At 65.2% G+C, this 26,145-nt stretch carries 23 protein-coding genes and 1 pseudogene; 20 read left to right on the top strand and 4 right to left on the bottom strand.

Annotated elements, in window-relative coordinates:
• The first annotated feature begins 554 nt into the window (after positions 1-554).
• The gene (locus tag LQG66_RS18980; protein ID WP_231317217.1) at positions 555-1,775 is read left to right on the top strand and encodes a hypothetical protein; all 1,221 of its coding nucleotides are present in this window, start codon (positions 555-557) and stop codon (positions 1,773-1,775) included.
• Positions 1,776-1,824: 49 nt separating this feature from the next.
• Here LQG66_RS18980 and LQG66_RS18975 read toward each other — a convergent pair whose 3' ends face one another.
• Complete coding sequence (locus LQG66_RS18975) at positions 1,825-2,343, bottom strand: winged helix-turn-helix transcriptional regulator (protein ID WP_231317216.1); 519 nt, start codon at positions 2,341-2,343, stop codon at positions 1,825-1,827.
• A gap of 105 nt (positions 2,344-2,448) precedes the next feature.
• On the opposite strand from LQG66_RS18975, the pseudogene LQG66_RS18970 reads away from it, so the two are divergent.
• From LQG66_RS18970 to LQG66_RS18950, 5 genes and pseudogenes are all read left to right on the top strand, one after another.
• Positions 2,449-2,999, top strand: a pseudogene (locus LQG66_RS18970) (dihydrofolate reductase family protein).
• Positions 3,000-3,237: 238 nt separating this feature from the next.
• Positions 3,238-3,894, top strand: a complete 657-nt coding sequence (locus tag LQG66_RS18965) for a glutathione S-transferase family protein (RefSeq protein WP_231317214.1) — start codon at positions 3,238-3,240, stop codon at positions 3,892-3,894.
• Positions 3,895-4,004: 110 nt separating this feature from the next.
• Positions 4,005-4,418 (top strand): YciI family protein, encoded by a 414-nt coding sequence (locus LQG66_RS18960; RefSeq protein WP_231317213.1) that lies wholly within the window; start codon positions 4,005-4,007, stop codon positions 4,416-4,418.
• 31 nt (positions 4,419-4,449) lie between these two features.
• Complete coding sequence (locus LQG66_RS18955; protein WP_231317212.1) at positions 4,450-4,866, top strand: YciI family protein; 417 nt, start codon at positions 4,450-4,452, stop codon at positions 4,864-4,866.
• A 30-nt stretch (positions 4,867-4,896) separates the two neighbouring features.
• Positions 4,897-5,265, top strand: coding sequence for a YciI family protein (locus tag LQG66_RS18950; RefSeq protein WP_231317211.1), 369 nt, complete (start codon positions 4,897-4,899; stop codon positions 5,263-5,265).
• 118 nt (positions 5,266-5,383) lie between these two features.
• Here the strand turns inward: LQG66_RS18950 and LQG66_RS18945 are convergent, their stop codons facing one another.
• Both LQG66_RS18945 and LQG66_RS18940 read right to left on the bottom strand, forming a co-directional pair.
• The gene (locus LQG66_RS18945) at positions 5,384-5,785 is read right to left on the bottom strand and encodes a DUF1398 domain-containing protein (RefSeq protein WP_231317210.1); all 402 of its coding nucleotides are present in this window, start codon (positions 5,783-5,785) and stop codon (positions 5,384-5,386) included.
• 36 nt (positions 5,786-5,821) lie between these two features.
• Complete coding sequence (locus LQG66_RS18940) at positions 5,822-6,274, bottom strand: MarR family winged helix-turn-helix transcriptional regulator (RefSeq protein WP_231317209.1); 453 nt, start codon at positions 6,272-6,274, stop codon at positions 5,822-5,824.
• A gap of 250 nt (positions 6,275-6,524) precedes the next feature.
• Between LQG66_RS18940 and LQG66_RS18935 the strand changes: the two genes are divergently transcribed.
• The 13 genes from LQG66_RS18935 to LQG66_RS18875 all read left to right on the top strand — a co-directional run bounded on the left by LQG66_RS18935 (position 6,525) and on the right by LQG66_RS18875 (position 23,479).
• A complete protein-coding gene (locus tag LQG66_RS18935; protein WP_231317208.1) occupies positions 6,525-7,250 on the top strand; it encodes a TetR/AcrR family transcriptional regulator in 726 nt (241 codons plus the stop codon).
• A 129-nt stretch (positions 7,251-7,379) separates the two neighbouring features.
• Entirely contained in the window at positions 7,380-7,871 is a 492-nt protein-coding gene (locus LQG66_RS18930) for a DUF2852 domain-containing protein (RefSeq protein ID WP_231317207.1), read from the top strand.
• Positions 7,872-8,322: 451 nt separating this feature from the next.
• The gene (gene tolQ / locus LQG66_RS18925; RefSeq protein WP_231317206.1) at positions 8,323-9,009 is read left to right on the top strand and encodes a protein TolQ; all 687 of its coding nucleotides are present in this window, start codon (positions 8,323-8,325) and stop codon (positions 9,007-9,009) included.
• Positions 9,010-9,048: 39 nt separating this feature from the next.
• Positions 9,049-9,528, top strand: a complete 480-nt coding sequence (locus LQG66_RS18920; protein ID WP_231317205.1) for a biopolymer transporter ExbD — start codon at positions 9,049-9,051, stop codon at positions 9,526-9,528.
• Positions 9,525-10,532, top strand: a complete 1,008-nt coding sequence (locus tag LQG66_RS18915; RefSeq protein ID WP_231317204.1) for a cell envelope integrity TolA family protein — start codon at positions 9,525-9,527, stop codon at positions 10,530-10,532. Before LQG66_RS18920 ends, LQG66_RS18915 begins: the two co-directional genes overlap by 4 nt.
• Positions 10,533-10,568: 36 nt before the next feature.
• Positions 10,569-11,927, top strand: a complete 1,359-nt coding sequence (gene tolB / locus LQG66_RS18910; protein ID WP_231317203.1) for a Tol-Pal system beta propeller repeat protein TolB — start codon at positions 10,569-10,571, stop codon at positions 11,925-11,927.
• A 250-nt stretch (positions 11,928-12,177) separates the two neighbouring features.
• Complete coding sequence (locus LQG66_RS18905) at positions 12,178-14,517, top strand: putative bifunctional diguanylate cyclase/phosphodiesterase (protein WP_231317202.1); 2,340 nt, start codon at positions 12,178-12,180, stop codon at positions 14,515-14,517.
• A gap of 290 nt (positions 14,518-14,807) precedes the next feature.
• Positions 14,808-15,530, top strand: a complete 723-nt coding sequence (locus LQG66_RS18900) for an N-acyl amino acid synthase FeeM domain-containing protein (protein ID WP_231317201.1) — start codon at positions 14,808-14,810, stop codon at positions 15,528-15,530.
• Between the two features lie 281 nt (positions 15,531-15,811).
• Positions 15,812-16,306: a peptidoglycan-associated lipoprotein Pal gene (pal, locus tag LQG66_RS18895; protein WP_231317200.1), complete on the top strand. Its 495-nt coding sequence runs from the start codon at positions 15,812-15,814 to the stop codon at positions 16,304-16,306.
• A gap of 164 nt (positions 16,307-16,470) precedes the next feature.
• Entirely contained in the window at positions 16,471-17,514 is a 1,044-nt protein-coding gene (gene ybgF, locus LQG66_RS18890; RefSeq protein ID WP_231317199.1) for a tol-pal system protein YbgF, read from the top strand.
• Positions 17,515-17,575: 61 nt separating this feature from the next.
• Entirely contained in the window at positions 17,576-18,652 is a 1,077-nt protein-coding gene (gene tilS, locus LQG66_RS18885; RefSeq protein ID WP_231317198.1) for a tRNA lysidine(34) synthetase TilS, read from the top strand.
• Positions 18,653-18,886: 234 nt separating this feature from the next.
• Positions 18,887-20,809 carry an ATP-dependent zinc metalloprotease FtsH gene (gene ftsH / locus LQG66_RS18880; protein WP_231317197.1) on the top strand — a complete coding sequence of 641 codons (1,923 nt, stop codon included), beginning with the start codon at positions 18,887-18,889 and terminating at the stop codon, positions 20,807-20,809.
• Positions 20,810-20,953: 144 nt separating this feature from the next.
• Positions 20,954-23,479, top strand: coding sequence for an autotransporter outer membrane beta-barrel domain-containing protein (locus LQG66_RS18875; protein WP_231317196.1), 2,526 nt, complete (start codon positions 20,954-20,956; stop codon positions 23,477-23,479).
• Positions 23,480-23,509: 30 nt separating this feature from the next.
• Here LQG66_RS18875 and LQG66_RS18870 read toward each other — a convergent pair whose 3' ends face one another.
• Positions 23,510-24,715, bottom strand: coding sequence for an alpha/beta hydrolase family protein (locus tag LQG66_RS18870; protein ID WP_231317195.1), 1,206 nt, complete (start codon positions 24,713-24,715; stop codon positions 23,510-23,512).
• A 187-nt stretch (positions 24,716-24,902) separates the two neighbouring features.
• Here LQG66_RS18870 and LQG66_RS18865 point away from each other — a divergent pair, with 187 nt between their 5' ends.
• Positions 24,903-26,129 (top strand): glycosyltransferase family 87 protein, encoded by a 1,227-nt coding sequence (locus LQG66_RS18865; RefSeq protein ID WP_231317194.1) that lies wholly within the window; start codon positions 24,903-24,905, stop codon positions 26,127-26,129.
• The last annotated feature ends 16 nt before the right edge of the window (positions 26,130-26,145 follow it).

The following is a 26,145-nucleotide window of genomic DNA, read 5'->3' as shown; positions in this document are numbered from 1 at the left end:
CGGGGACCGGCTGTCTTGCCCCCGTTTCCGTCACAATGCGCGCATGCATCGGACACGGCATCAGCATCGGGATGCCAGGACCACACGATTTCGCCGTACGCGCCGCGTTGTTCGTCTGCGTGTCCACATATGAGCATGATCTTGTCGGAAAGCTGTGGCGCAATGCGCGTCAACGGCCTCCGGTTCCGAATCATGCTCCACGCTGCAACATCGACGCGTCCACCGCACCCCGCTCCCCACGTTCGTGACGACCGCGAAACGTCCCTCTCGGTCGGGAACAGGATGTGGTTAAGAAAGCATAAATTCGGTAAAAACGAAAGAAGAATATTTTTACGGGAAGGACTGGACAAGGGTGATCGACTTGAAAGTCTTCACGAAAAAGCCTCTTTGCCGCAGCGAATTCGTGGCTGCGCCGACGCCTCCAGGAGCGCATTCCGTGTGTCATGCGATCGTCGCGCCGCCAGCTGATTTGCCCGTCGTGCCGTGCGGTCTGGTCCTGCTCTTGGACGAATCCTGAACTGGTAACATAAAGTCAGAGTCTCGGTAGAATCGACATGGGCGGTCAATTCATCAGCCAGCGAATCACATCCGTCTCCCGAAGCATGGAGCGGCAGGCGCTGTCGCGCGGGCCGGCCGGCCTGGCGCGCGCACGTCAGGCACTGCTTCTGTCCTGCGTCGTCCTCGGTCTGGCGGCGAACGGGAGCGCGTGGGCGGACGGCACGGTTGCTGCGAAGCCCGCAGAGGCCGAGCAGGCTGCGCGCGATGTCGCCCCGCCGCCCCAGCCACCGAAAACAGAGCCTGAGACGGTCGGACGCCCGGCAGAGGTGCAGACGCCCGGTCTGAAGGTGGTGGTGCCGTCAACCGAGCCGTCGAAGCCGGTTGCGACCGAGCGCAAGGGCGACGCGCGCAATCCAGGGCGCGATGCCAAGGACACGAAGAATCTGTCGGTGCCGCAACGGATGCTGCCGGCCGATGTGGCGCAGATGATCGGCCGCAAGATCTGGCTCAACGAAGCTGGCGGCCGGCGCGACGCGATCACCTCGTGGAATGCGGGTGAAGAATTCGCCTCGCTCGGCATCGGCCATTTCATCTGGTACCCGACCACCGCAAAGCCGCCGTTCGAGGAAGGCTTTCCTGGGCTGATCACATTCTTGCGCAAGGGCAAGACGCCGCTTCCGTCGTGGCTCGACAAGACGCCGATCCCGGCATGCCCATGGACCAGCCGTGCCGACTTCAAGCGGAATTTCAATTCGCCGCAGATGCGGCAGTTGCGGCAATTCCTGCTAGACACGATGGCGGAGCAGACGCAGTTCCTGGTGGCGCGTGCGCAAGGTGCGATGGACAAGATCCTCGCCAACACGCCCGACAGCGCTGAGCGCGAGCACATCGTCGCGCAATATTCGCGCGTCGTGCGCGCGTCGGAGGATCTCTATCCGCTGATCGACTACATCAACTTCAAGGGTGAGGGCACCAATCCCTCCGAGACTGCCGTCGACAAGGAGACGGGGCAGCGCCAGGGCTGGGGTCTCAAGCAAGTGCTGCTCAAGATGAACGGCACCATCACCGAGCCCAAGGCCGTGCTTGCGGAATATTCCGAAGCGGTGCAGGTCGTGCTGCAGCAGCGGGTTCGCAATCTGCCCTCCAACCGCGTCTGGGAGGCAGGTTGGCTGCGTCGCGCCGAGACCTACCGCCGGCCGATCGCGCAACTGGAGCAGGTCCCTGAACGGGCTCCGCGCAGATCATCGCGCTACAGAGCCGACAACACGCGGTTCTGATGCGGAGCGGCGCGGGCCGTACGATCCCCGTCGTGTGTCCGGCGTAGGATCACGTTTTGCCCGCCGCGGCTTTCTTGCTGGCGACCACCTTCTCATAAGCCGCCCGCAGTCGCTCGCCGACGCTCGGTCCGGCCTTCCTGCGCTTTTGCACGCCGAGGTGGATCTCGCGCAACTCATCCATGAATTCGGCCCACATCTTCGGACCGCCTTCCGTCAGCAGTCTTGCGCGGATGCCGAGCTCCTCCGAAACGGGCAGATATTTGTAACCCCAGCCGGCCATCTGCGCGAGAATCGGCAACAGCTCGATGCCCTGCTCGGTCAGGGAGTAGATACCCTTCTGCTTGTGGCTCGGATCATCCTCGCGGCTGATGATGCGGGCCTCGAGCAGCGTCTTCAGCCGGTCGGCCAGAATGTTCGAGGAGATGCCTTCCTCGGACTTGCCGAGCAGCTCGCGATAGTGCCGGCGGTTTCCGAACATCATGTCGCGGATGATCAGAAGGCTCCATTTGTCGCCGACCACCTCGAGCGTGAGGTTGATCGGGCAGCCGGAGCGCTGGACGTCGGACATCGGGATTCCATGGTCGGTCGTGGCGAATAAACCGCTTGCAATATTGCACCGGTCTCTGCATCTTCCAACTGGTTGCAAAACACAAGCAGTCAAGGAGGTGGCGCGATGGCGCGGCTGGTGATGTGGAACCTGATGACGCTCGACGGGATGGTCACGGGCCCGGGCGGGGACATTTCATGGCATGAGGATGTGTGGGGCCCGGAGCTGGAGCAGCTGTCCGAGGCCCAGCTGGAGGAGGCAGGTGGCCTGCTGTTCGGCCGGCTGACCTACGACCTGATGGCGGGGTACTGGCCGACAGCGAACGGCGTCATTGCCGACTTCATGAACGGCGCGCCGAAATATGTCGCCTCGCGCACGCTCTCCCACCTCGAATGGTCGAACGCGCATCTGCTGGGCCCGGAGCTCGCGACCGAGGTCAACAGGCTCAAGCGCGACAGCGCCAAGGATCTGTTCCTGTTCGGCAGCGCCGACCTCGCCGGGACTCTCATCGCGCACGATCTGATCGACGAGTTCCGGATCGGTATCAACCCGCGCGTGCTCGGGGGTGGAATGCCGCTGTTCAAGCCGGGGCGAGCGGTGAGGCTCAAGCTGATCGACAGCCGGGCGCTCTCGAACGCGTCGTGATCGTGCGTTATGTCCCCGTGCGAAACGCGTGAGCGCATATCTCGCGGCTCGCTCGGTGCACCTCGCCCCGCTTGCGGGGAGAGGTCGGATTGCATCGCAAGATGCAATCCAGGTGAGGGGGTACACGTCTCACCACGAAGACCATCCGGGCGACTGCCCCTCACCCCAACCCTCTCCCCGTGAAGAACGGGGAGAGGGAGCGCAGCCTTCGCGACGCGCGAATTCGGGCTCTATTGAACGTGTTGTTACTCAAGCCAATCCGGAGCGAGCATGTCCCTCACCCTCTACTATCACCCGCTGTCGTCGTTCTGCTGGAAGGTGCTCATCGCGCTGTACGAGAACGACATTCCGTTCACGCCGAAGCTCGTCAATCTCGGCGATGCGGACGAGCGCGCCGTGTTCCTGAAACTGTGGCCGGTCGGCAAGTTTCCGGTGCTGCGTGACGACGCCCGACAGCGCACGATTCCGGAGTCGAGCATCATCATCGAATATCTCGATCAGCATCATCGCGGCGCGACGCGCTTCATTCCGGATGATGCCGATCTGGCGCTGCAGACGCGCTTGCGCGACCGCTTGCTCGATCTCTACGTCCACTTGCCGACGCAGACCATCGTCGGCGACCGGCTGCGTCCGGCGGATGCGCGCGATCCGTTCGGGGTCGCGGACGCACGGAGGCGGCTGCGCACGTCTTATGCCATGCTCGAGGCCGAGCTGGCGCAGGGCGGCTGGGCGATGGGCGACCGGTTCACCCTGGCCGATTGTGCTGCCCTGCCGGCGCTGTTCTATGCCGCGAAGGTCGAGCCGTTCGGCGACGATCTCGATGCCGTGCCGGCCTATCTCGACCGGCTCAAGGCGCGGCCATCCGTCGCGCGCGTCCTCGCTGAGGCCGAGCCATATTTCCACATGTTCCCGCAGGCGCAGGGCTGAGCCGGCAGCCCTGCAAAATAATTGCAGGGCTGTGTCGGCGGTACCGCAATCGGATCGTCTTACTGTCGAGGGCGGGCCAGTTCCGCCTGAGAGCATCAGGGAGAGCGACCATGCGGTTCATGGTGATCGTAAAGGCGACCAAGGATACGGAAGCCGGCATCTTGCCGAGCACCGAGGAATTTGCGGCCATGGGCCGGTTCAACGAAGAGCTGGTCAAGGCCGGCATGATGGAGGCCGGGGAGGGCCTGCATCCAACGGCCAAGGGCGCGCGGATCGATTTCTCGGACGGACAGGCCCACGTCGCGCGCGGCCCGTTCGACTTTTCTGGCGATCTCGCCGCCGGTTTCTGGATGATCAAGGCCGGCTCGCTCGACGAGGTGATCGAGCACATGCAACGTGCGCCGTTCCCGAGCGGCCAGATCGAGATCCGGCAGGTCTATGCGCCTGAGGATTTCGGCGAGACGGTCGCGCCGGAGCTGCGTGAGCGGGTCGAGCGGCTGCGCGCGCGGGCCGCGAAGAGCTGATCGAAAAAGAATCTGGAGAGGAGCACGCACGATGCGATTCATGATGCTGATGATCCCGCTTGGCTACGAGAGCGCGCCGCCGGACGTCGAGCTCGATCCGGAACGGGTCGCGGCGATGATGCGCTACAACGAGGCGCTCAAGGATGCCGGCGTGCTGATCACACTGGACGGACTGCATCCGCCGTCGATGGGCGCGCGGGTCTCGTTCGCCGGCGGCAAGCCCGTCGTGACCGACGGCCCGTTCGCGGAGGCCAAGGAGGTGCTCGGCGGCTATTGGATGATCGAGGTCGCCTCGCGCGAGGAGGCGGTTGCCTGGGCGAAGCAATGCCCGGCCTCCGACAACGAGATCATCGAGATCCGCCAGGTCCAGGAGATGGCCGACTTTTCGGACGAGGTGCAGAAGGCCGCGGCCGGCTTCGCCGAGCTTCCGCGTGCCGGCCGCGCCTGATCAATCCAACTTCAGCAAGAGGGAACTGCAATGAGCGACAACAGCAACGCCTATCTCGCCGTCTTTCTCGGCAGCAAGACCGGTTCGGCCTGGCAGGCCTGGGAAGCGCTGTCGGAGGCCGAGCGCAATGCCCGGGGACAGCAGGGCATGGCCGCCTGGCACGCCTGGGTCGACAAATACAAGGATGCGATCGTCAGCATGGGCGGGCCGCTCGGCAAGACCAAGCGGGTCGACAAGGGTGGCGTCAATGACATCGCCAACGAGATGGGCGCATTCACGGTGGTCCTCGCAGCCTCGCACGAGGATGCCGCCAAGATGTTCGTGAACCATCCGCACTTTGCGATCTTTCCCGGCGAGCGGGTCGAGATCATGCCGGTGCTGCCGGTTCCAGGCGGTTAGTTTCGGTGCGCGAGGACGCGCGGCTTCTGCCGCGCGATCCCGCGTTTCAGGCCGGGCTCTGGCGAGCCGGCATCTGGCGTCGGTGTCAGCTATCCGCCGCTCGTGGGCCGTCACGACGTCAAGCGGGAAAGTGCTCGACATGCGTCTCGGCGGTGCGGCCGAAATACACCACGCGGCGGCCCAGGAAAGACACGAGGTAACCCGCGCAGCCGGCAGCTTTCGCTTTCTCGCAGAAGGCGACGTAGGTGTAGTCGGCGGGACTTGCCTGCGCCCATCGCACCAGGCGCTCGAGTTCATGGGCATCAAAGGCAGATGCAACGCGTCCGGCTGATGGCGGCATCGGGAGTGTCAGATGGTCGCCGTCGGGCAGGTAGCAGGTCTGGGTGTTGCAGCGATAGTCGACGGTGTAGCTCTCGAAGCCGGCAGCGATCAGCCTGCCGACGATCTCCGGAAAGCTCAGGCTTCCGTCGTGGGCAGCATCGAGGCAGGTCTTGGCAATGGCAATCCGGTCCGCGTCCATGTCGGCATCCTTCTCTGTCGATGAGTTGAGGGGTGTTCAGTCCACCGGGGTCGTCTTGAGGCCGCGTCGTTCGGCGAGGGCCCTCAGGATGCGGTTGAGCGTGTCGTGCTCGCTCTTGCTCAGCACCCCGAAATAAGTGGCGTCATTCTCGTCGGCCAGCGCGGCCAGCGCGGGCACCTTGACCCTTCCGTCGCCCGTCAAGGAGAGGCGATGGGCGCGCTTGTCTCGTGGGTTCTCCGTCCGCTCGATCAGACCTTTGGTCAGAAGCCGATCCGCAAGCTTGCTGACGGCGCCCTTGGTCAGGCCCATCCTGTCGGCGAGAACGGAGGGGGGCATCGGGTCTTGATCGTAGAGCGCCCGCATAAACGACCATTCCGCAACCGTGACCCCTTCGGCGGCTACTTTTCGCGCGAATTCCTGCGACACGGCGTTCGACACCATCCGCATCCAGAAGCCGGTGTGATCGGTCAGGTCTGAGACAAGGGTCATGCGATCGCCAGATTATTGACTAGGAAACTAAATGGGTTTGATTTCCTAGTCAACTATATTTGCGGCGGGGCTGGTCGACCTCTGGAAATGCGAGTGAGCCGGCTGCGCGACTGCGGATCCGATCGACGCAGGCGCGTCAGAGGGAGTCCTGAGCGCCGCGGCGCTACGTGAAGGGAACTCTTCGCGCCTGTTGGGGACTTTCGAAAAGTCTCTGGCCTCTTTTCACTTGGCTCATGTAAAAGCCCTTCACATGAGCTGGCGCAAGGAAGAGCGCCGCGCCGAGCGCGGCTATCATCACGGCAACCTCAAGGAAGCGCTGCTGCAGGCGGCGCTTGACCTGATCGCGCAGAAGGGGGCCGCCGGCTTTACCTTCGCCGACGCCGCGCGCATGGCCGGGGTCAGCCCAGCCGCGCCGTACCGCCACTTCCGCGACCGCGACGAGCTGCTGTCCAGCATCGCCCAGCGTGGCTTCGAGCAGTTCGAGGCGCGATTGTCGGCGGCCTGGGACGACGGCCGTCCGGACACGGTCACCGCCTTCGAACGCGTCGGCAAGGCCTATCTCGCCTTCGCCCGCGAGGAGCCGGCGTTCTATTCGGCAATGTTCGAATCCGGCATAGCGGCCGACTCTACGGCCGGCCTGCTCGCCGCCGGTGAGCGGGCCTTCGGCGTGATCCGCGCCGCAGCCGAGCGGCTGGCAGCGCTGGCGCCGCCGGGCGTGCCGCGGCCGCCGGCGCTGATGATGGCGCTGCACATCTGGTCGATGGCCCACGGCATCGCCTCGCTGTTCGCGCGCGGCGACGCCGCCCGGCGCAAGCTGCCGATGTCGCCCGAGGAGCTGCTGGAAGCCGAGGTGCTGATCTATCTGCGCGGGCTCGGCTTCCCGACCGACCGCCGGCCCGCGCCGGCCGCGGCCGCCGAGCCGCCGCCGCTGCCGGACGACGAGAAGCCGGCGGGGCCCTGGGGCCGGCCGAAATAAGGTTCAAACGACAGCCAAAAATAATTCGAGCGACGCGTCAGGCGGTCGCCTTGACAAAATCCCGGGTTGAGCTAGCTATGTGAATGTTATTTACATTCACACGGCATGGCGCCGCGAATGGAGAGGGAGATGGCCTACACCGCAGATGTCAATCGATGGCGCGGTCCGGAGGAGGAGGGGAGATCCCGGCCACAGATGCTGGAGTCGCCCTGGCACCCCGGCTGGATCGCCGTGACCGTGCTCGGCTTCATCATTTGGTGGCCGATCGGACTTGCCCTTCTCTTTTTCACACTCGGGAGCAGAAAGATGGCGTGCTGGAACGGCGGGGACCGCTGGCAGAACAAGATGGAACGGATGCAGTGGAAGATGGACCGCATGCGTGACCGGATGGAGCGCAGGGGCTTCGGCTTCGGGTTCTCCGCGCCGTCGTCGACGAGCGGCAATCGCGCCTTCGACGAGTACCGCATGGAGACCCTGCGGCGGCTCGAGGAGGAGCAGCAGGAGTTCCGTGACTTCCTGACACGCCTGCGCCACGCCAAGGACAAGGAAGAGTTCGACGCGTTCATGGCCCAGCACAAGCCGCGCCCGGCGACGCCGCCGAGCGATCAGCCGCAGAGCTGACCGGCCACGACCTGACGCCGCAGGGCTTTCAGCCCCAGCCCTGACGGCACGAGACGCCCGCCTGCGGTTCCCGCTGGCGGGCGTCTTGCGTTCTGGTGGGCGCCCCTGCGGCAGCTCGCCGCTGGCTCTCCGGCGACCAATTGGCCAAGGGCCTGATCACAAAGGCTCTATCTGGCTGTCCCGCCGACACCTTTGACCTCCGCAAAACTCCGCGGTAACCCCGCCTTAACTGCGAAGGGGGTTTGGTTAAGGGGCGCTTACGCGCGCCAAGAGCCCTTGTTTTGACACGTTGGCAGAGGATGCAGGCCGCTTATGGCTTCGGCGGGCCTCTTAAAGCGATCAAGACAGGTTTTTCTCGCGCAGGCGCTTTCCGCCGCGACGGCGTCTGCCGTGGAACGGCGGCTGCATGGTCCCGGGAGTACCGGGATGGTTGGTTGAGAGGATACTGCGGATGACGCCTGGCGATAGCACCGGCCTATCCCTGATCGATCTGTTCGGCAACGCCGGTTGGGTAGTTCGGATCATCATGCTTGGCCTGATCTCGTGTTCGATCTGGGTCTGGGCGATCGCGATCGACAAGATGTTCCTGTATTCGCGGACGCGCCGCGCGATGGACCGGTTCGAACAGGCGTTCTGGTCCGGGGAATCGATCGAGGAACTGTATCGGGTGCTGTCGGCGAAGCCGACGCAATCCATGGCGGCCTGCTTCGTGGCGGCGATGCGGGAGTGGAAGCGCTCCTTCGAGGGCCATGCGCGGTCCTTCGCCGGCCTCCAGATGCGGATCGAAAAGGTGATGAACGTCTCCATCGCGCGCGAGGTCGAGCGGCTGGAACGCCGTCTGCTGGTGCTCGCGACGGTCGGCTCGGCCGGCCCCTTCGTCGGCCTGTTCGGCACGGTCTGGGGCATCATGACGAGCTTCCAGGCGATCGCGGCGTCGAAGAACACCTCGCTGGCGGTGGTCGCGCCGGGCATCGCGGAGGCGCTGTTCGCCACGGCAATCGGCCTGATCGCGGCCATTCCGGCGACGATTTTCTACAACAAGTTCACTTCCGAGGTGAACCGACAGGCGCAGCGGCTGGAAGGCTTCGCAGATGAATTTTCGGCCATCCTGTCCCGTCAGATCGACGAGCGGGGATGAGGACAGGTATAGTGGCGTCCGGATCGTGAGTACCAGACCATGGGCATGAGCACGGGAAGCGCCTCCGGCGGCGGTGGCCGCCGCGGTCGGCGCAAGGCGGCGGTGATGGCGGAGATCAACGTCACGCCGATGGTCGACGTCATGCTGGTGCTGCTGATCATCTTCATGGTCGCCGCACCGCTGCTCACCGTGAACATCCAGGTCGATTTACCGCAGGCCCAAGGTGGCTCGGCCTCGACGGCCGATGCCAAGCCGCCGCTCGAGGTGACCGTGAAGAAGACCGGCGGCGGCTGCGCCTCCAAGGTCGACGTCTATCTCGGCGAGACGCAGATCGCGATCAACGAGCTCGGCCCCAAGATCAAGGCGATCAAGGAGGCCAACACCGCCAGCGGCGACAACGTCGTCAAGATCCGCGGCGATCGGGACGCCTGCTATTCCGACATGATGAAGGTGCTGGGGCTCGCACGTGACGCCGGCTACCGCGCCAGCATCGTCGTGCTGCCGGAACAGGGCTCATGACGTTCTCGGACCTCACCCGGTTCGTCCGCTCGCGCAAGGGCACGGTCCTGTCCGTCGCTCTGCACGTGCTTGTGCTGTGCTGGGGTCTGTTCAGTTTCTCCGCACGTTCGATGGTGGTGCCGCCGGAGGATCTGGTGCCGGTCGACGTCATCTCGGAGGACAACACGTCGAAGGCCAAGGCAGGTGCTCTGACCGGCAAGAAGGAAGCCACGAAGCTGCTGGCCGACAAGATCGGCGAGAAGAAGCCGACCGAGGACATCGTCGGCAAGGTCGATCCCAAGCCGGTCACCGAGACCGATGCCGCGCCGACGCCGCAGCCCAAGCCGGAGAAGCCGGTCGAGAAGAGGCCCGACCCGCCGAAGCCCGTCGAGAAGCAGCCGGATCCGCCGAAGCCGGTGGCTGAGACCAAGCCGGAGCCGCCCAAGCCTGCGCCCGCGGAAAAGCCGAAGCCGGAGGAGAAGAAGCCTGACGCGTTCAATCCGGACCAGATCGCGAATGTGCTGAACAAGGAGAAGGCGAAGCAGCCGGCGAAGCCGCAGCAGGCCGCCGCGCCTCCAGAGCCGCCGAAGCACAAGAGCGAACGGAAGTTCGACGTGGAGAAGATGGCGAACCTGATCAATCAGAAGGACCCGACCCGGCAGTCGGTGACCGGGACGGAGCTGAATGCCAACGCACAGGCGGGAAACATGCGGGGGATGGCCGAGGACAATTCGGCGAGTTGGGGAGCCATGTTCCGCTCTCAGGTCGACCGATGCTGGAAGCCGCCGTACTCGAGTGTCGATGCCAAGCCGGTCGTCCTCTTCAACATCAGGCTGCGCCGCGACGGTAGTCTCGAAGGTGCGCCGGTTCCTGTTGGAGCAACTGATACGCCGTTTCTGCGCGCTTATCAGGAAAGCGCATTGCGAGCGATCGTTGCCTGTCAGCCCTACAATCTTCCACCGGCGTTTTTCGACGAATGGAAGTATTTTCAACCCGCGTTCAACGCCGATGACCGACGCGGCTAGCTAGGGTTAGTTGTCCTCATGAAGCGAATTCTCTCGATGACCGATCAAGCTGAGCCGCATAGCCCGATCCTCCGACCCACCCGGCGTCAGTTGATTGCCGGAGCGGTTGCGCTGGGCGCAGCAGGACTTGGCTCCATGCGTTCAGCAATGGCGCAGACGCGGGTGCCGATCCCGGCTGGCGAATTCGCGCCGATCCCGATCGCGATCCCGCCTTTCGTGCCGGGTGGCGCGGGTGATGCCGACGTCGCTAACGGCATCGCCCAAGTCATCAACAACAACCTCAAGCGCAGCGGCCTGTTCGCGCCGGTCGACCCGGCCGCGTTTCCCGAGCGCATCAGCAATTTCGACGCTCCGCCGCAATTTGCCAGCTGGAAGCCGCTCAACATCCAGGGGCTGGTCACCGGTCGCGCCACGCGGCAACCGGACGGACGGCTGAAGGCCGAGTTCCGGCTCTGGGATGCGGTGTCCGGGCAGCAGCGCACAGGGCAGCAATATGTCACGGCGCCGGAATACTGGCGGCGCATCGCCCACATCATCTCCGACCAGATCTACACCGCGATGACCAGCGAGAAGGGCTATTTCGACAGCCGGGTCGTGTTCGTCGACGAGACCGGTCCGTCGGATCGCCGCGTCAAGCGTCTCGCGCTGATGGACCAGGACGGCGCCAACGTCCGCTATCTCACCCGCGGTGCCGACCTCGTGCTGACGCCGCGGTTCTCGCCGTCGAGCCAGGAAATCACCTACATGGAGTTCGGGCAGGGCGACCCGAAGGTCTATCTGTTCAACATCGAGACCGGCCAGCGCGAGATCGTCGGCAACTTCCCGGGCATGTCGTTCTCGCCGCGGTTCTCGCCGGATGGCCAGCGCATCATCCTGAGCCTGCAGCAGGGCGGCAACTCCAATCTGTTCGTGATGGACCTGCGCTCGCGCTCGACCACGCGACTGACCGATACGCCGGCGATCGACACCTCGCCCTGCTATTCGCCCGACGGCAGCCAGCTCTGCTTCGAGTCGGATCGCGGCGGCAAGCCGCAGATCTACGTGATGTCCGCCAATGGCGGCAGCGCGCAGCGCATTTCGTTCGGCGAGGGCAGCTACTCGACGCCGGTGTGGTCGCCGCGCGGCGACTACATTGCCTTCACCAAGCAGGGCGGCGGCCAGTTCTCGATCGGCATCATGAAGACGGACGGCTCGGGCGAGCGCATTCTCACCTCCGGCTTCCATAATGAAGGGCCGACCTTCGCGCCAAACGGCCGCGTGCTGATGTTCTTCAAGGACCCCGGCGGCACCGCCGGACCATCCCTCTATACGATCGACGTGTCCGGCCGCTTCGAGCAGAAGGTTCCGACGCCCGGCTACGCTTCGGACCCGGCCTGGTCGCCGCTGTTGTCCTGAGTGAGAGCGGCGCCCGCTGCGGTCCGCTCACGCAGTGATGCATACGGTTTTCGAGGTCGCGCAATGCGTGTTGTCGGAAAAAATGGAACCATTCGTTGCAGGAACTGGGTAGTGTTTGCCTAGTTCTCTGAATTTTCGAGGATATTTCCGCCCTTCGCGGTTGCCGCAACGATGCGCTAACGATGTTCCCTCAGAAAGGCTTCACCTGCAAACGGTAATAGTACGCACCGAACAGGACGCGTGCGCACGAATGCAGCTTGCCAGTCAGAACGGAGAAGACGATCGAAAGTTGTCGCCTGCAATCCAGGCGGCGCTCGTCGACTCTCTCTTCCAGGATCCCGGCCCGATGTTTGCTGGCGCACTGTGCGCGGCGATCGCGGCTGTCATGACCGCTATCAAGAGCGGCGACGTCAATCTCTGGCCATGTGCCGCGATGCTGATCGTCGCCGGCGCGTTTCGCTCGATCGACATGCGCTACTACCGGCGCCTGTGCGACAGCGGCCGGCTGACGCAGGAGGCGGTCGCGCGCTGGGAGATTCGCTACCAGGTCGGCGCGATGATCTATGCGCTCGTGCTCGGAGTCTGGTGTGTCGTCGCCGTGGTCGACAACAGCGACCCCGTGGTGCACCTGATCGTGATCGCGGTGACACTCTGCTATATGTCGGCTGGCGCCGGCCGCACCTATGGTCGGCCCTGGATCTTCCACGTTCAGATCCTGCTCGCCTGCGGACCGCTCGCGCTGGTTCTCGCGATGAACGGCAGTCCCTATTACATGGGAATGGCGGCGTTCTGCGTGCTCTTCTTCCTGTCGCTGAAGCACATCTCGACGAACCTGCAGCGGATCTTCGTTCAGGCCTTCGTGGCACGTGAGGGCGAGGCCGCCCTGGCGAGGCAGTTCGACACGGCGCTGAACAACATGCCGCACGGCCTGTGCATGTTCCGCCCCGACGGGCGCCTCGCCGTCATGAACCATCGCTTCGGCGAGATGATGAGCCTGCCGGACGACATTCTGCAGCGTGGCGGCAGGGCGGCCGACATCATCAACGGCTGCGTGATCTCGGGATCGATCTCGGCCTCCAGCGGCCGAATGATCCTCTCGGAGATCGAGAATACCAAGACCCACAACATCATCACCAGCGACCCGGACGTGGTGCGCGACCGGTCGCTGTCCTGGACCTTCCAGCCGATGGCGGACGGCGGCGCGGTGGTGCTGCTCGAGGACATCACCGAGCGCCGGCACGCCGAGGCGCGAATCTCGCATCTTGCGCGCTACGACGAGCTCACGACATTGCCGAACCGCGTCAGCTTCCGCGACGAGATCGAGCGCCTGCTCAAGATCCCGCAGCGGAACGGCGAGCTGTCGGCGCTGCTGTTCGTTGATCTCGACCGGTTCAAGCAGGTCAATGACACGCTCGGCCATCCCTGCGGCGACCAGCTGCTCTGCGCGGTCTCCGAACGGCTGCGCGACATGCTGCGGCCGGAGGACTACGTTGCGCGGTTCGGCGGCGATGAGTTCGTCGTGTTCCAGCGCAATATCCGTTCCAACGACGACGCCGCCGTGCTCGCACGCCGCATCGTCGACCAGCTGAGCGAACGCTACAAGATCGACAATCACCTGGTCGAGATCGGCGCCAGCGTCGGCATCGCGATGACCGCGCCCGGAATCAGCGCCGACACGCTGCTGAAGAACGCCGACATGGCGCTCTACCGGGCCAAGGCCGAGGGACGCGGCACCTTCTGCTTCTTCCGCGACGAGCTTGCCCAGACCGTCGAGGCGCGCCGGATCCTCGAGCTCGACCTGCGCAAGGCGCTCGCGAACGAGGAGTTCGAGCTGTTCTACCAGCCGCTGGTCAACCTGAAGTCCGGCAAGATCTCCACCTGCGAGGCATTGCTGCGCTGGAATCATCCGGTCCGTGGCACCGTCTCGCCCGTCGACATCATCCCGGTCGCCGAGGACATGGGCCTGATCGTCGATCTCGGCCGCTGGATCCTGCGCAAGGCCTGCCTCGAATGCATGAAGTGGCCGGAGGCGGTGAGTGTCGCGGTCAATTTCTCCCCGCAGCAATTCCATCAGCGCGACGTCCTGAGCGAGGTCCGTTACGCGCTCGAAGTCTCCGGACTTCCGCCGCACCGTCTCGAGATCGAGATCACGGAATCGTCGCTCCTGCGCAACACGCAATTGACGCATGACGTGCTGTCGCAGCTGCACATGCTCGGCGTCCGCATCTCGCTTGACGATTTCGGCACCGGCTATTCCAGCCTCAGCTATCTGCACAACTTCCCGCTGGAAAAGGTCAAGATCGATCGCTCCTTCCTGGAGGGCATCGATAGTGATCGGCCGCTGACCCTGCTGCGCGGTGTCGCGCGGCTGTCCGCCGATCTCGGCATGTCGGTCGTTGTCGAGGGCATCGAGACCAACGAGCAGCTGGAGCTCGTCAGCGTCGACGGCACCGTCACCGAGGCACAGGGCTATCTGTTCAGCCGGCCGGTGCCCGCGGTGCGGATCCGCCAGCTCCTGAACGCCTCACACGGCCGGCGTTCGACCGAAGAGCCCGGCACTGCAATCGGGCAGGTGCGCTCGATCGCCTGAGCGCGACCGCCGCGACGCCCTGGCATGGCTGCGCCCCGCACCCGTGCAGGACAACCGCACGTCGTATCATCGACGGGCAGGGCCGCGCGTATACCACGCGATTTCGTTTCGAATTGGCACGCAAGTGATCCGAGGCGATCCATGCGATGCGATGGCGTACCCGGTAAGCTACGGTTGTAGCACCGGGATTCTACGTGCCGTTAACTTTGTACCGGCGAAAGCTTTGCATCGGAATTAACGAACTGTTAAGCTCGCGCTGCTCGTAGGAGTTGTGTGAGAAGGGGTTGCGAATGAAGTCGGCGGCTAGAGTGACTGCCGTTCCTGAACAGAAGTCGGATGCGCTCGAAAACGTGGATTATCGTCTGGCTCTGACCGCTGAAGACAAGGATGAGATCTATCGTCTGCGCTACCGCGCCTATTTGCGCGAAGGGGCCATCCTCCCGTCGGCTAGTGAACGGGTCACCGACGAATATGACGATCTTCCCAACAGCTTCATCTTCGGCGTCTATCTCGATGGCGAGCTCTACAGCTCGATCCGCATCAGCGTGCTGAACTCGCAATGGCGCAAGTCGTTGTCGTCGGACATGTTCGTTGATCTGCTGCATCCGGAACTCGACCGCGGCAAGGTCATCGTCGATCCCACCCGCTTCGTCGCCGACCACGACAAGGCACGGCTGTTTCCGGCGCTGCCCTATGTGACGGTACGGCTCGGCTATGTCGCGTGTGCCCATTTCAACGCCGACATAGGTCTCGCGAATGTCCGGCCGGAACATCGCGCCTTCTACAAGAAGGTGTTTCTCCAGGAACCGTGGGGCGAGCCGCGGCTCTACTCCGGTCTGACCAAGCCGGTGGGCCTGGTGGCGGCGCATTATCCCTCGATCCGCGACCGGGTGTTCCAGCGTTTTCCCTTCATGCGCTCCAGCGCCTTCGAACGGCGTATGCTGTTCGACCGGCCGTCGCCCGATGCCTTCACTGATTCGTTCAGGATTCACCCGGTCTCGCGCGCGGGCTGACCGCGCCGCCGGCGTTGCGCCCGGTCCGGCCCGTGCGGCCGTTCGATCCGTGGCTTTGGTGCCAAAATCAGCGAAAAAGCGCCCCCATGCGGGCGCTGCACCGCTTGCCTTCACCCTGGTGCCACATTTACAACCCATTAACCATCGCGGTCGCTTTTTCGGGTTTCGTTAGCATTTGAGCGGGTTCGGCAAGTCCGCATCAAGGTTGACGGAACGTTCGCTTAACCATCGCCCTGTAGACCGGATGGCAGTCTAAGAACGTGAGCGTGGAGGCTCCGGGAATGAAATATCAGATGCGTATCCTCCAGGGATTGAAGCTGGCCGCTGTGTTTGCGGTCGCGCTGTCGATGGGTGCTTGCGCCAACAAGAACCTCACCGGAGCTGATGGTGCGATGGCCAGCGCTGCGACTCCAGGCAGCCAGCAGGACTTCGTGGTGAATGTCGGCGATCGCGTCTTCTTCGAAAGCGATCAGACCGATCTCACGCCGCAGGCGATCGCGACGCTGGAGAAGCAGGCGCAGTGGCTGCAGAGCTATCCGCGCTATACATTCACCGTCGAGGGGCACGCCGACGAGCGCGGCACCCGCGAATACAACATCGCGCTCGGCGCGCGCCGCGCCCAGTCGGTGCGCAACTTCCTGGCCTCTCGTGGCATCGACCAGGGCCGGATGCGCACGATCTCCTACGGCAAGGAACGGCCGGTCGCGGTCTGTAACGATATCTCGTGCTGGTCGCAGAACCGACGTGCGGTGACGGTGCTGAACGCCAGTTCATAAACCTGAACAAACTCGTCTTTGAAGAAGCCGGCGTCGTTGATCGACGTCGGCTTCTTTGTTTGTTGTTCGCTTGAACGTCATTTGTCTCTGTTCCAAATCTGACGTACAGCCTCACTCACGAGGCAGATTTTCCAACCTCTCGCCGATCCGGTCGTCAGGGCAGCATGTCATTCAAGTTTCTTCCAAGCAGCGCCGCCGCAGTTCTTGCCGCGCTCGTCATGATCTCTTCGCTGGCAATGTCGTCGCTGGCTTTCGCCCAGGCTGACGACGACGACCCGGAAATCCGGATCCAGCGGTTGGAAAATCAGCTCCGGCAGCTCACCGGTCAGAACGAGGAGCTGCAGTATCGCAATCGCCAGCTGGAAGAGCGGTTGCGGCAGTTGCAGAACGGCGCGCCGGCCGCGGCGCAGCCGACCGCGGCAGCGCCGCCGCCTGCACAGACCAGCCCGTCATATGGCCAGCCGGCTCAGCCGGCCTATGGCCAGCCCCAATACGGTCAGTCGCAGCAGCCCTATCCGCAGCAGCAGCCGGCCTATGCGCAGCCGCAGGGCGCTGCCCCGGCCCCGATCGTGTCGGACCAGCCGGCTGCGGGCACCGGCGGTCGGCGCCGCGGCGATGCGTTCGACCCCAATCAGAACCCGACTGCGCCGGGCGCGCCGCAGGCGCTGGGCGGCGGCCAGCTGCCGGTTCAGGGCGGTGGGGGGCAGCCGCCCGGCCGGGCCGCCGGCGATCCGGTGAATCTCTCCGCCGGCCGCGGCGGGCGTTCCGAGCAAAGCCCGCCTGCGGCTGCCGCACCGGGCGGACTTGCGACCGCGCCGCCGACGCAGACGCCGCGTGACGAATACGACCTCGGCATCGGCTACATGCAGCGCCGCGACTACGCGCTGGCAGAGCAGACGATGCGCAGCTTCACGCAGAAATATCCGAACGACCCGATGATCGGCGACGCCCAATACTGGCTCGGCGAAAGCTTCTACCAGCGTCAGCAATATCGCGACGCCGCCGAAGTCTTCCTGGCGGTGACGACGAAACACGAGAAGTCGTCGAAGGCGCCTGACGCGCTGCTGCGGCTTGGCCAGTCGCTGGCGGCGCTGAAGGAGAAGGAGGCTGCCTGCGCGGCCTTCGGCGAGATTGCGCGCAAATATCCGCGCGCCGCTGCAGGCGTGAAGGCCACGGTCGACCGCGAGCAGAAGCGGGTGAAGTGCTGAGCGCGCGGGGAGCCTAGGGCTCTCGCGTGAGATCGGCGGGGCGGGTAGTCTCTGCCACGCCATGTCGAACAGACGCTCCGAGGACGATCTGCCTGTCTCCGCCGCCGAAGCGGAGCGCCTGTTCGCGCCGTTCGCGGATGAAGCCGCGCTCGTGCTCGCCGTCTCGGGCGGGCCGGACTCGATGGCGCTGATGTGGCTGGCGGCGCGCTGGCGGGGGGCACGTCCGATGGGTCCCCGTCTCGTCGCCATCACCGTCGATCACGGCTTGCGGCGCGACTCCGCGCGTGAGGCGCGGCTGGTGAAAGAGACCGCGCGCCGGCTCGACGTTCTGCACCGGACCTTGCGATGGCGGGATGAGAAGCCGGAAGCCGGAATTCCCGAGGCGGCACGTGTGGCAAGATACGGCCTGCTGGCACGCGCGGCCCGCCAAGCCAGCGCCAGCCACGTGGTCACGGCTCACACCCGCGACGACCAGGCCGAGACGGTCTTGATGCGGCTCCTGCGCGGCAGCGGCATCGTCGGGCTCGCGGCGATGGCGCCGGTCAGCCGGCGCGAGGGGCTGCTGCTGGCCCGTCCGTTGCTGGAGATTCCCAAGGCCCGGCTGGTTGCGACGCTCCAGTCCGCCGGCGTCCCATTTGCTGACGATCCGACCAATCGCGATCCGACCTTTACCCGGCCCCGCCTGCGCGTCCTGATGCCGGCTCTCGCCGCCGAAGGCGGCGATGCACGGACGCTGGCGACGCTGGCCGCGCGGCTCGCACGGGCCAATACCGCCATCGAGCTGATGACGGACGGCGCCGAACGATATCTCGCGCTGCTTGCAGCCAGCCGCGGACCGGCCAATCCGGCTGACGATGGAGACAGCTTCGAGCCGCGCGCCTTTGTCGCACTCCCAGCGGAAATCAGGCTGAGGCTGCTGATGCGCGCCATCAACCGCGTTGGGACGGAAGGGCCGGTGGAACTCGGCAAGGCGGAGGCGCTGCTCGATCGCCTGGACCGGACTCTTGCGGGGATCGCAGATGGTGGTATGGCCGGCCCGGGACGGCTAAAACAGACGCTTGCTGGTGCGCTGGTAAGCCTGACGAGAGAGGCGATCCGCATCGCGCCCGCACCGCCTCGGCGGCGACGCGGGACTTGATGCGGCGCAACGCTGTCGAGGACCCTTAACCACCTGCGTCGGCGGCGCTTTCCTCGGCCATTTTTTGAGCGGGAATCGGGCTAGGATGCGATAAATAGTCCTGTCTGGTTCCCTTGGCATTGGTGCGGGTGGTACCTAGATTACGTGGCGGTTGACCGGGGGATTCCTCGTGGCTACCCAGGGATGAGTCCGAGGATAGACGGCCGCGATCCGCGCGACCACGAAGGAAAATCGATGAACGCCAATCTGCGCAATTTCGCCCTTTGGGTCATTATTGTCCTATTGCTGTTGGCGCTGTTCACACTCTTCCAGAATCCGGGTCAACGTGCGTCCTCGACCGACATCTCGTTCTCGCAGCTCCTGACCGAAGTCGATCAGGGCAATGTGCGCGACGTCGTGATCCAGGGCCCGGAGATCCACGGCACCTTCAAGAACGGCTCGTCGTTCCAGACCTACGCCCCGAACGATCCTTCGCTCGTGACGCGCCTGTACAACGGCAAGGTCTCGATCACGGCGAAGCCGCCGGGTGACAACGTGCCGTGGTTCGTGTCGCTGCTGGTGTCCTGGCTGCCATTCATTGCGCTGATCGGCGTCTGGATCTTCCTGTCGCGGCAGATGCAGGGCGGCGCCGGCAAGGCGATGGGCTTCGGCAAGTCGCGCGCCAAGATGCTGACGGAGGCGCATGGCCGCGTCACCTTCGAGGACGTCGCCGGTGTCGACGAGGCCAAGCAGGACCTGCAGGAAATCGTCGAGTTTCTCCGCGATCCCGGCAAATTCCAGCGCCTCGGCGGCCGCATTCCGCGCGGCGTGCTGCTCGTCGGCCCCCCCGGCACCGGCAAGACCCTGATCGCGCGTGCGGTCGCGGGCGAAGCCAACGTGCCGTTCTTCACCATCTCCGGCTCTGACTTCGTCGAGATGTTCGTCGGCGTCGGCGCGAGCCGCGTCCGCGACATGTTCGAGCAGGCCAAGAAGAACGCGCCCTGCATCATCTTCATCGACGAAATCGACGCGGTCGGCCGCCATCGCGGCGCCGGCCTCGGCGGCGGCAATGACGAGCGCGAGCAGACCCTCAACCAGCTGCTGGTCGAGATGGACGGCTTCGAGGCCAATGAGGGCGTGATCCTGATCGCCGCCACCAACCGTCCCGACGTGCTCGATCCGGCCTTGATGCGCCCGGGCCGCTTCGACCGCCAGGTCGTGGTCTCCAACCCGGACATCATGGGCCGCGAGCAGATCCTCAAGGTTCACGTCCGCAAGGTGCCGCTGGCGCCGGACGTCAACCTCAAGACCATCGCCCGCGGCACGCCTGGCTTCTCGGGCGCCGACCTGATGAACCTCGTCAACGAGGCCGCGCTGACCGCCGCCCGCCGCAACAAGCGGATGGTGACGCAGTCCGAGTTCGAGGAAGCCAAGGACAAGGTGCTGATGGGCGCCGAGCGCCGCTCGATGGTCATGACCGAGGAAGAGAAGATGCTGACCGCCTATCACGAGGCGGGCCATGCGATCGTCGGCCTCAACGTCCCGAGCCACGACCCGATCCACAAGGCCACCATCATTCCGCGTGGCCGTGCGCTCGGCATGGTGCAGTCGCTGCCTGAGGCCGACCGTCACTCCCATACGCGGGAATGGTGCGTCTCCAAGCTGGCCATGATGTTCGGCGGCCGCGAGGCCGAGGTGCAGAAGTTCGGTGCAGAGAAGGTGACCAACGGCGCGACCGGCGACATTCAGCAGGCCACCAACCTCGCGCGCGCGATGGTCATGGAATGGGGCATGTCCGACAAGCTCGGCCGTGTGCGCTACCAGAGCAATGAGCAGGAGGTCTTCCTGGGTCATTCGGTGGCGCGCTCGACCAACATCTCGGACGATACCGCCCGCCTGATCGACTCCGAAATCCGCGGCCTGATCGAGGCCGGCGAACTCGAGGCGCGCCGCATCATCACCGAGAAGCGTGAGCACTGGGAGGCGATTGCCCAGGCGCTGCTCGAATACGAGACGCTGACCGGCGAGGAGATCAACGACCTGTTGAAGGGCAAGAAGCCGAACCGCGAGTCGGCGGTCGAGCCGTCGACGCCGCGCGCCTCGGCCGTGCCGCCCGCAGGCAAGCCACGGCCGCGTCCCGATCCGGATCCCGGCCTGGAGCCGCAACCGCAGGCGTGACCTGATTGCAGGGGCGGCCGCGATGAGGTCGACCTGACATAGAAGATCAAGAGATTGAGACGACAGGCCCGGTTCGCAGCCGGGCTTTTCGTTGCCTGCAACCCGTTGTCGTTGTTAACGAATATCCAAAGGCTGGGTATTCAGATGATGACGATTTCACGGGCGGTGCGCCGTCCGGCTCGCGTATTTCCCGTCGTGTTGTTGGCAGCTCTGGCTTCGCTCGATGGCGGCGATGCTGCCGCGCAGGGCATTTTCGAGACGGCGTCGGCTCCTTTCACGTCGAGCTATTTCGGCGAGGCAACCTACGCCATGGGCGGCGGCGGCTGCTTCGGCCGCTATGTCCACGGCAGCGCAATGAGCGCGTCGGGGCTCGCGGTCGGCAGCGCCGGCAAGCTCTGCGAGACGCCCTACATGGCTGTGAATGCGATCGAGGTGCCGATCGTCTGGGCGCCCAACACGGCCGTCGGCGGATTAGGCTCCGGGACTGTGACCGAGCTCAGCTTGCCGAAGGACCGCCTGACCAGTTTCGTCAGTGGTGCTGCGACCGGGGTCGATGCCGCCGGCAAGACCGTGGTGGGCGTCGTGCTGGGCGCCGACGGCACCCAGAACGATTACGACATCTATCCCTACATCTGGCGGGCCACCACCGCGGGCGCCTTCGCGGGCGTAGCGCCGACGCAGCTGTCGCTGCATGGCGCCGACAAGGATGGCGCGGCCTATGGCATCAGTCCGAACGCGGCCTATGCGACCGGATGGAGCGGCGCGCTGCAGTTCGATGCCAGCTGGCCGAATGCGCTCCTGACCGGCACGAGCACGATGCAGGCGGCCGTGTGGAACCTCTCGACCAACGCGGTGCAACTGCTCGGCGCCACGCCGGACCCGGTCATTTCGCCCGCAAGCTCCGGCAAGGCCGTGGCCGACAACGGCACGGTCGTCGGCTGGTACGGGCTGTTTCCCCGCGGCGCCTTCAGCAACGACGTCAATCTGGCGCGCGGCTCGGGCCTGCTGCTGTCGGATACGAGCGGGTTCGGCGACTACGCGACGATCTGGCAGCCCAAGCCGTTCGTCTGGACGCTGGCCTCAGGCACGATGAGCCAGCTCGGCATGACGCCGCTGAACAACGTGTCGACCACCTATGCCTATGGCGAGGCGCGTGCGCTGAATGCCGGCAACGGTAGCGTCGCTAGCGCGAGCGTCGCCGTCGGCTGGCTCGGCAATACGGCCACGAACTTCGAGGCGGTTCGCTGGACCACGACCGACAATTGGGCCACGCATTCCACCTTGCAGCTTGCCGCGGTCGCCCCGACCGACGCCGACAATCTCGGCCGTTTGGGCGCTGTCGCCAACGCCGTCGATGCCTCGGGAAGCAACATCGTTGGCCGCGTGGAGTACAGCTGCACGGCGGGTAGCAGCGGCTCCTGCTCGCAGGCGGTCTACTGGTCCGTCTCGTCCGACGGCCAGTCGTCGTCGGGGGCGACACTGGCGTCGATTCTCGCGAGTCTCGGCGTCGGCACCAGCAACGTGACGCTGACGGACGCGACCGGCATCGCGGCGTCTGCGACCAGCTCGTCGTTGAACATCCTGATCCTGGGCAATGGCACCCGCAACGATGCCGGCAGCACGCAGGACCTGTTCCTGATCCAGCTGAAGCGGACCTCGTCATCGACGCCGCCGACATCGGGCAGCATCACCAGCGTACTAGAGCAGCAGGCGTCGCTGGCGAGCATCGGCGTCATTGCCAATCAAGGCGTGGCGGCAACGGATGCGGCGATGGGAGCGCTTGCCACCGCTGCGGACTACTATCGCTGCACCAGGTCCGCAGGCGGCGAGGCGTCGCGATGGTGCGGCTTTGCCTATGGACTCGTGGCGGGCAATACGAGCTACGGCACCAGCGGCAATGAGCTCGCCGGCACCTTCGGCCTGGCGCGCTCGCTCACGCCGTCGACCTCCATCGGCGTCAGCATCGGTGTGGCGGGCTTGCGCAATGGTCTCGGCTATGGCGGCCGCTTCGACGCGCCGGGCGCCACCTTCGGCGCCTATTTCGCGCATCGTCCCGAGACCGGCTTTCAGTTCCTGGCGATGGCCGTCGCCTCGCTCCATCCCGACCTGACCCTGACCCGCGGCTATCTGAACGGCACGACACTGGCCGGCTCGCAGGGGCAGACCCATGCCAGCTCCGCGGGCGCGATGGCGCGGCTCGGCTGGGCCCTCCCGGTGCCCGGCGCGAAGGCGACGGTGACGCCGTTCGCGCAGCTGTCCTATGTCAATGCGCGCGTCGGCGGCTTCGTCGAGAGCGGCGGGCCGTTTCCGGCGGTCATCTCGGCGTTCAGCGCGGCGGCAACGACGTTGCGGGTCGGCACCCAATTGCGCGGCTCGCTGACGCAGAGGATCACCGTGTTCGGCGGGCTGGCGTGGGCGAGCAATCTCCACACCGACGCCCCGCTGGTGCGCGGCTCGCTGCTGGCCGCCGATTGCAACGGCGCTGCGCCGCTCACGGCGTTCTGCGGCCTGTCCGGGCTCGGGCCGCGCATGAGCCGAAACTGGATCGAGGGCAACGCCGGTCTGCGCTTCGAACTCGCGCCGGGGTCGGCGGCCATGATCAGCGCCAACGCCGCCAGCCAGAACGCGCTGACCTATGGGCTTCAGATCGGCTACAGCCGCGCCTTCTGATCGCGGCTGCCCGCAGGCGAGGGCACCGCGTTACGGCTTGTCGAACCAGGCTTTCCATTGCGGGACGGCGGTCGCGAACGTGCCGCGATGCGTCGTGGGGCCGGTCGAGACCGCCTCGACCTTAGTGTTGCCGGCGCCGATCGCCTGTTGATAGGTCATCGCCAGCCGGCCGAGACCCGTCGAGATCGCCTCGTCGGTTTCGCCGTAATAGTTGCGCACCGGCGTCTTGATGATCCAGCGATAGGCCTGCGTCTGTGCGACAAGGCGTCCGTAGCTCGACGTCGCGAAATACTGCGCATCGAAATAGTCCGGCTTCAGCAGCTTGTGCAGATCGCTCGGAACGTCGGCGACGTTGAACGGCTCGCGCTCATAGGCCTTGCGGGCGACATCGTAGTAGGCGTCGCTGATCACTGAGCGCGCCAGTCCCGGTACGCCGTAATAGTTCTCGAACGAGAATGCCGACAGGATGAACAGCGAGTTGACCCAGGAGGCATCGTTGCTGCGCGGAAAGTTCAGGAACCCGTTCAGCGCGACGAACACGTCGACCGGCGCGCTCGCCGTCGCCGCCGCCGCGACCGGCACGCCCGCGCTTTCGAGCTTCTCGAGATAGGCCATGGTGACGAAGCCGCCCTGCGACCAGCCGGCGATCGCCAGTCTGGAGCTCGCGAGCTTCAACTGATCGAGCACGGCGCGGCTCGCGCGCAGCATGTCGTAGGTGGCCTGCTGATGGCTGGCTTTGACCATGTAGCCTTCGGGCGCGGTCGAGAGGCCCATGCCGAAATAGTCGGCGCCGATCACGAGATAGCCTTGGCCTGCGAACTGCGCGATCATCAGCTGCGTCTCCGGCGATTGCTCCGGAAACGACGGCACCTCCTGTTTTCCGTACACCGTGCCGTGCTGATAGGAGATCATCGGCAGCGTGGTGTCGCTGATCTCGGGGACCGCGAGCAGCCCCGTTGCGGTGATCGGCTTGTTGCCGCGCTCGGGGACGACGGAGGAATAGGTGATGCGATAGAGCCGGACGGCGTTGCGGGCTGCCGTGTAGGTGACCGTGATGCCGGCGAATTTCGGCGTGTCGACGGTCAGGATCTTGTTCAGCCGGTCGACGTCCCAGCGCGCGAGATACTCGTAGGAGACGTCCGAGGTGACGCGCACCGGCCCCTTGTCCTGGGCCAGGCTCGCGGCCGGCCAGATCAGGCAGAGCGCCAGCGCTAGGATGAGACGGGGAAGGGGCATGACAAACTCTCGCGTTGGCGTTCGGCCGGTTAGGGCTCGGCGCCAGCGATAGCAGTCGGTGCGTAAACAATCGGTGCGAGCATCAGCCCGCCGGCGGCGCGCCGCACGCTTAAGCCTTCCTCAAGCGGTTGACCCTTAAGGCTTTACTAGCAAGGCGCCGCAACGAGGCGCGGGGCGCGAGGTCCATATGGCTGACACTTCTTCTGTCGCCGCAATTCCACCGCAGCACGATCCCGTTCCGCGCAGCCTGTTCGCGATCTGCTTTGTGCTCGCCTGTGTCAACGCCGCTTTCTTTCCCGCCGGCCTGTGGTCGGGTGCCTGGATCTGGGACGGACAGGGGCTCGGCATTCCCACCGACTTCGTCAATGTCTGGGCCGCCGGCAAGCTCGCGCTGCAGGGCCAGCCGGCGCTGGCCTGGGACTGGGACGTCCAGCGCCAGGTCGAGCTCGAGCTGTTGCGACAGGATTTCCCCGGCTACTTCGCCTGGCACTATCCGCCGCCGTTCCTGCTGGTGGCGGCGTTCCTGGCGCAGTTTCCCTATGCGGTCGCCTTCATCGGCTGGGTCTATGCGAGCTTCATTCCCTACGCGCTGGTGATGCGCGCGATCGTCGGCCGCGGCTTCGGCCTGTTGCTCGCGGCCGGCTTTCCGGCCCTGTTCTCGAACGCCCTGGTCGGACAGAACGGATGTCTCACTGCGGCTCTCGTCGGCGGCACGCTGTATTTGTTGCCGGTCCGGCCTGTCCTGGCGGGCATCTGTCTCGGCTTCCTGACCTACAAGCCGCAATACGGCCTGTTGTTTCCGGTTCTGCTGATCGCCACCCAGCGCTGGACGGCGTTCGTCTCCGCAAGCCTCACCGCGATCGTGCTGGCGCTGATGTCCTGGCTCGCCTTCGGCTTCGAGAGCTGGCACGCCTTCTTTCATTGGCTGCCGAGGTTCTCGCAGGCGTTCCTGACCGAGGGCAAGGCCACGTGGTGGAAGCTGCAGAGTCTGTTCTCCCTGGTGCGCTATTTCGGCGGCTCCGAAGCGCTCGGCTGGACCTTCCAATGGGTGCTGACCGCTGCGGTCGCGGTGGTGCTGGTGACGCTGTGGCGCAGCCCGGTACGCTATTCGCTGAAGGCCGCGGCGCTGGCGGTCGGGCTGCTGCTGACCACGCCCTATCTGTTCATGTACGACATGATGGTGCAGGCGATTGCCGTGGCGTGGCTGGTCCGGATCGGCCTTAACGAGGGCTTTCGTCGTTACGAACTGCCCGCGCTCGGCTGCATCGCGGCGCTCCAGGTCACGTTCATGCTGTCCGGCATTCCCCTAGGGCTTGCCGCCAATGTGATTGTGGCCGCACTCGTGCTGGCGCGGGCTGGATCCTGGTGGCGGCGGCAGCCGGCGCCCTCCGAAGCGGCGCTCGCGGCGGCCTGAGGATCGACGCTCGCCG

This window comes from Bradyrhizobium ontarionense, assembly GCF_021088345.1.
Lineage (GTDB): Bacteria > Pseudomonadota > Alphaproteobacteria > Rhizobiales > Xanthobacteraceae > Bradyrhizobium > Bradyrhizobium ontarionense.
Note: the sequence above shows the minus strand (reverse complement) of the source record. Positions and strands in the feature narration are given on the sequence as shown.

What these genes read in the sequence shown, in the direction of transcription:
- LQG66_RS18980 (WP_231317217.1), top strand. Translation starts at nt 555, where the DNA reads ATGGGCGGTCAATTCATCAGCCAGCGAATCACATCCGTCTCCCGAAGC.
- LQG66_RS18975 (WP_231317216.1), bottom strand. Translation starts at nt 2,343, where the DNA reads ATGTCCGACGTCCAGCGCTCCGGCTGCCCGATCAACCTCACGCTCGAG.
- LQG66_RS18965 (WP_231317214.1), top strand. Translation starts at nt 3,238, where the DNA reads ATGTCCCTCACCCTCTACTATCACCCGCTGTCGTCGTTCTGCTGGAAG.
- LQG66_RS18960 (WP_231317213.1), top strand. Translation starts at nt 4,005, where the DNA reads ATGCGGTTCATGGTGATCGTAAAGGCGACCAAGGATACGGAAGCCGGC.
- LQG66_RS18955 (WP_231317212.1), top strand. Translation starts at nt 4,450, where the DNA reads ATGCGATTCATGATGCTGATGATCCCGCTTGGCTACGAGAGCGCGCCG.
- LQG66_RS18950 (WP_231317211.1), top strand. Translation starts at nt 4,897, where the DNA reads ATGAGCGACAACAGCAACGCCTATCTCGCCGTCTTTCTCGGCAGCAAG.
- LQG66_RS18945 (WP_231317210.1), bottom strand. Translation starts at nt 5,785, where the DNA reads ATGGACGCGGACCGGATTGCCATTGCCAAGACCTGCCTCGATGCTGCC.
- LQG66_RS18940 (WP_231317209.1), bottom strand. Translation starts at nt 6,274, where the DNA reads ATGACCCTTGTCTCAGACCTGACCGATCACACCGGCTTCTGGATGCGG.
- LQG66_RS18935 (WP_231317208.1), top strand. Translation starts at nt 6,525, where the DNA reads ATGAGCTGGCGCAAGGAAGAGCGCCGCGCCGAGCGCGGCTATCATCAC.
- LQG66_RS18930 (WP_231317207.1), top strand. Translation starts at nt 7,380, where the DNA reads ATGGCCTACACCGCAGATGTCAATCGATGGCGCGGTCCGGAGGAGGAG.
- tolQ (WP_231317206.1), top strand. Translation starts at nt 8,323, where the DNA reads ATGACGCCTGGCGATAGCACCGGCCTATCCCTGATCGATCTGTTCGGC.
- LQG66_RS18920 (WP_231317205.1), top strand. Translation starts at nt 9,049, where the DNA reads ATGGGCATGAGCACGGGAAGCGCCTCCGGCGGCGGTGGCCGCCGCGGT.
- LQG66_RS18915 (WP_231317204.1), top strand. Translation starts at nt 9,525, where the DNA reads ATGACGTTCTCGGACCTCACCCGGTTCGTCCGCTCGCGCAAGGGCACG.
- tolB (WP_231317203.1), top strand. Translation starts at nt 10,569, where the DNA reads ATGACCGATCAAGCTGAGCCGCATAGCCCGATCCTCCGACCCACCCGG.
- LQG66_RS18905 (WP_231317202.1), top strand. Translation starts at nt 12,178, where the DNA reads ATGCAGCTTGCCAGTCAGAACGGAGAAGACGATCGAAAGTTGTCGCCT.
- LQG66_RS18900 (WP_231317201.1), top strand. Translation starts at nt 14,808, where the DNA reads ATGAAGTCGGCGGCTAGAGTGACTGCCGTTCCTGAACAGAAGTCGGAT.
- pal (WP_231317200.1), top strand. Translation starts at nt 15,812, where the DNA reads ATGAAATATCAGATGCGTATCCTCCAGGGATTGAAGCTGGCCGCTGTG.
- ybgF (WP_231317199.1), top strand. Translation starts at nt 16,471, where the DNA reads ATGTCATTCAAGTTTCTTCCAAGCAGCGCCGCCGCAGTTCTTGCCGCG.
- tilS (WP_231317198.1), top strand. Translation starts at nt 17,576, where the DNA reads ATGTCGAACAGACGCTCCGAGGACGATCTGCCTGTCTCCGCCGCCGAA.
- ftsH (WP_231317197.1), top strand. Translation starts at nt 18,887, where the DNA reads ATGAACGCCAATCTGCGCAATTTCGCCCTTTGGGTCATTATTGTCCTA.
- LQG66_RS18875 (WP_231317196.1), top strand. Translation starts at nt 20,954, where the DNA reads ATGATGACGATTTCACGGGCGGTGCGCCGTCCGGCTCGCGTATTTCCC.
- LQG66_RS18870 (WP_231317195.1), bottom strand. Translation starts at nt 24,715, where the DNA reads ATGCCCCTTCCCCGTCTCATCCTAGCGCTGGCGCTCTGCCTGATCTGG.
- LQG66_RS18865 (WP_231317194.1), top strand. Translation starts at nt 24,903, where the DNA reads ATGGCTGACACTTCTTCTGTCGCCGCAATTCCACCGCAGCACGATCCC.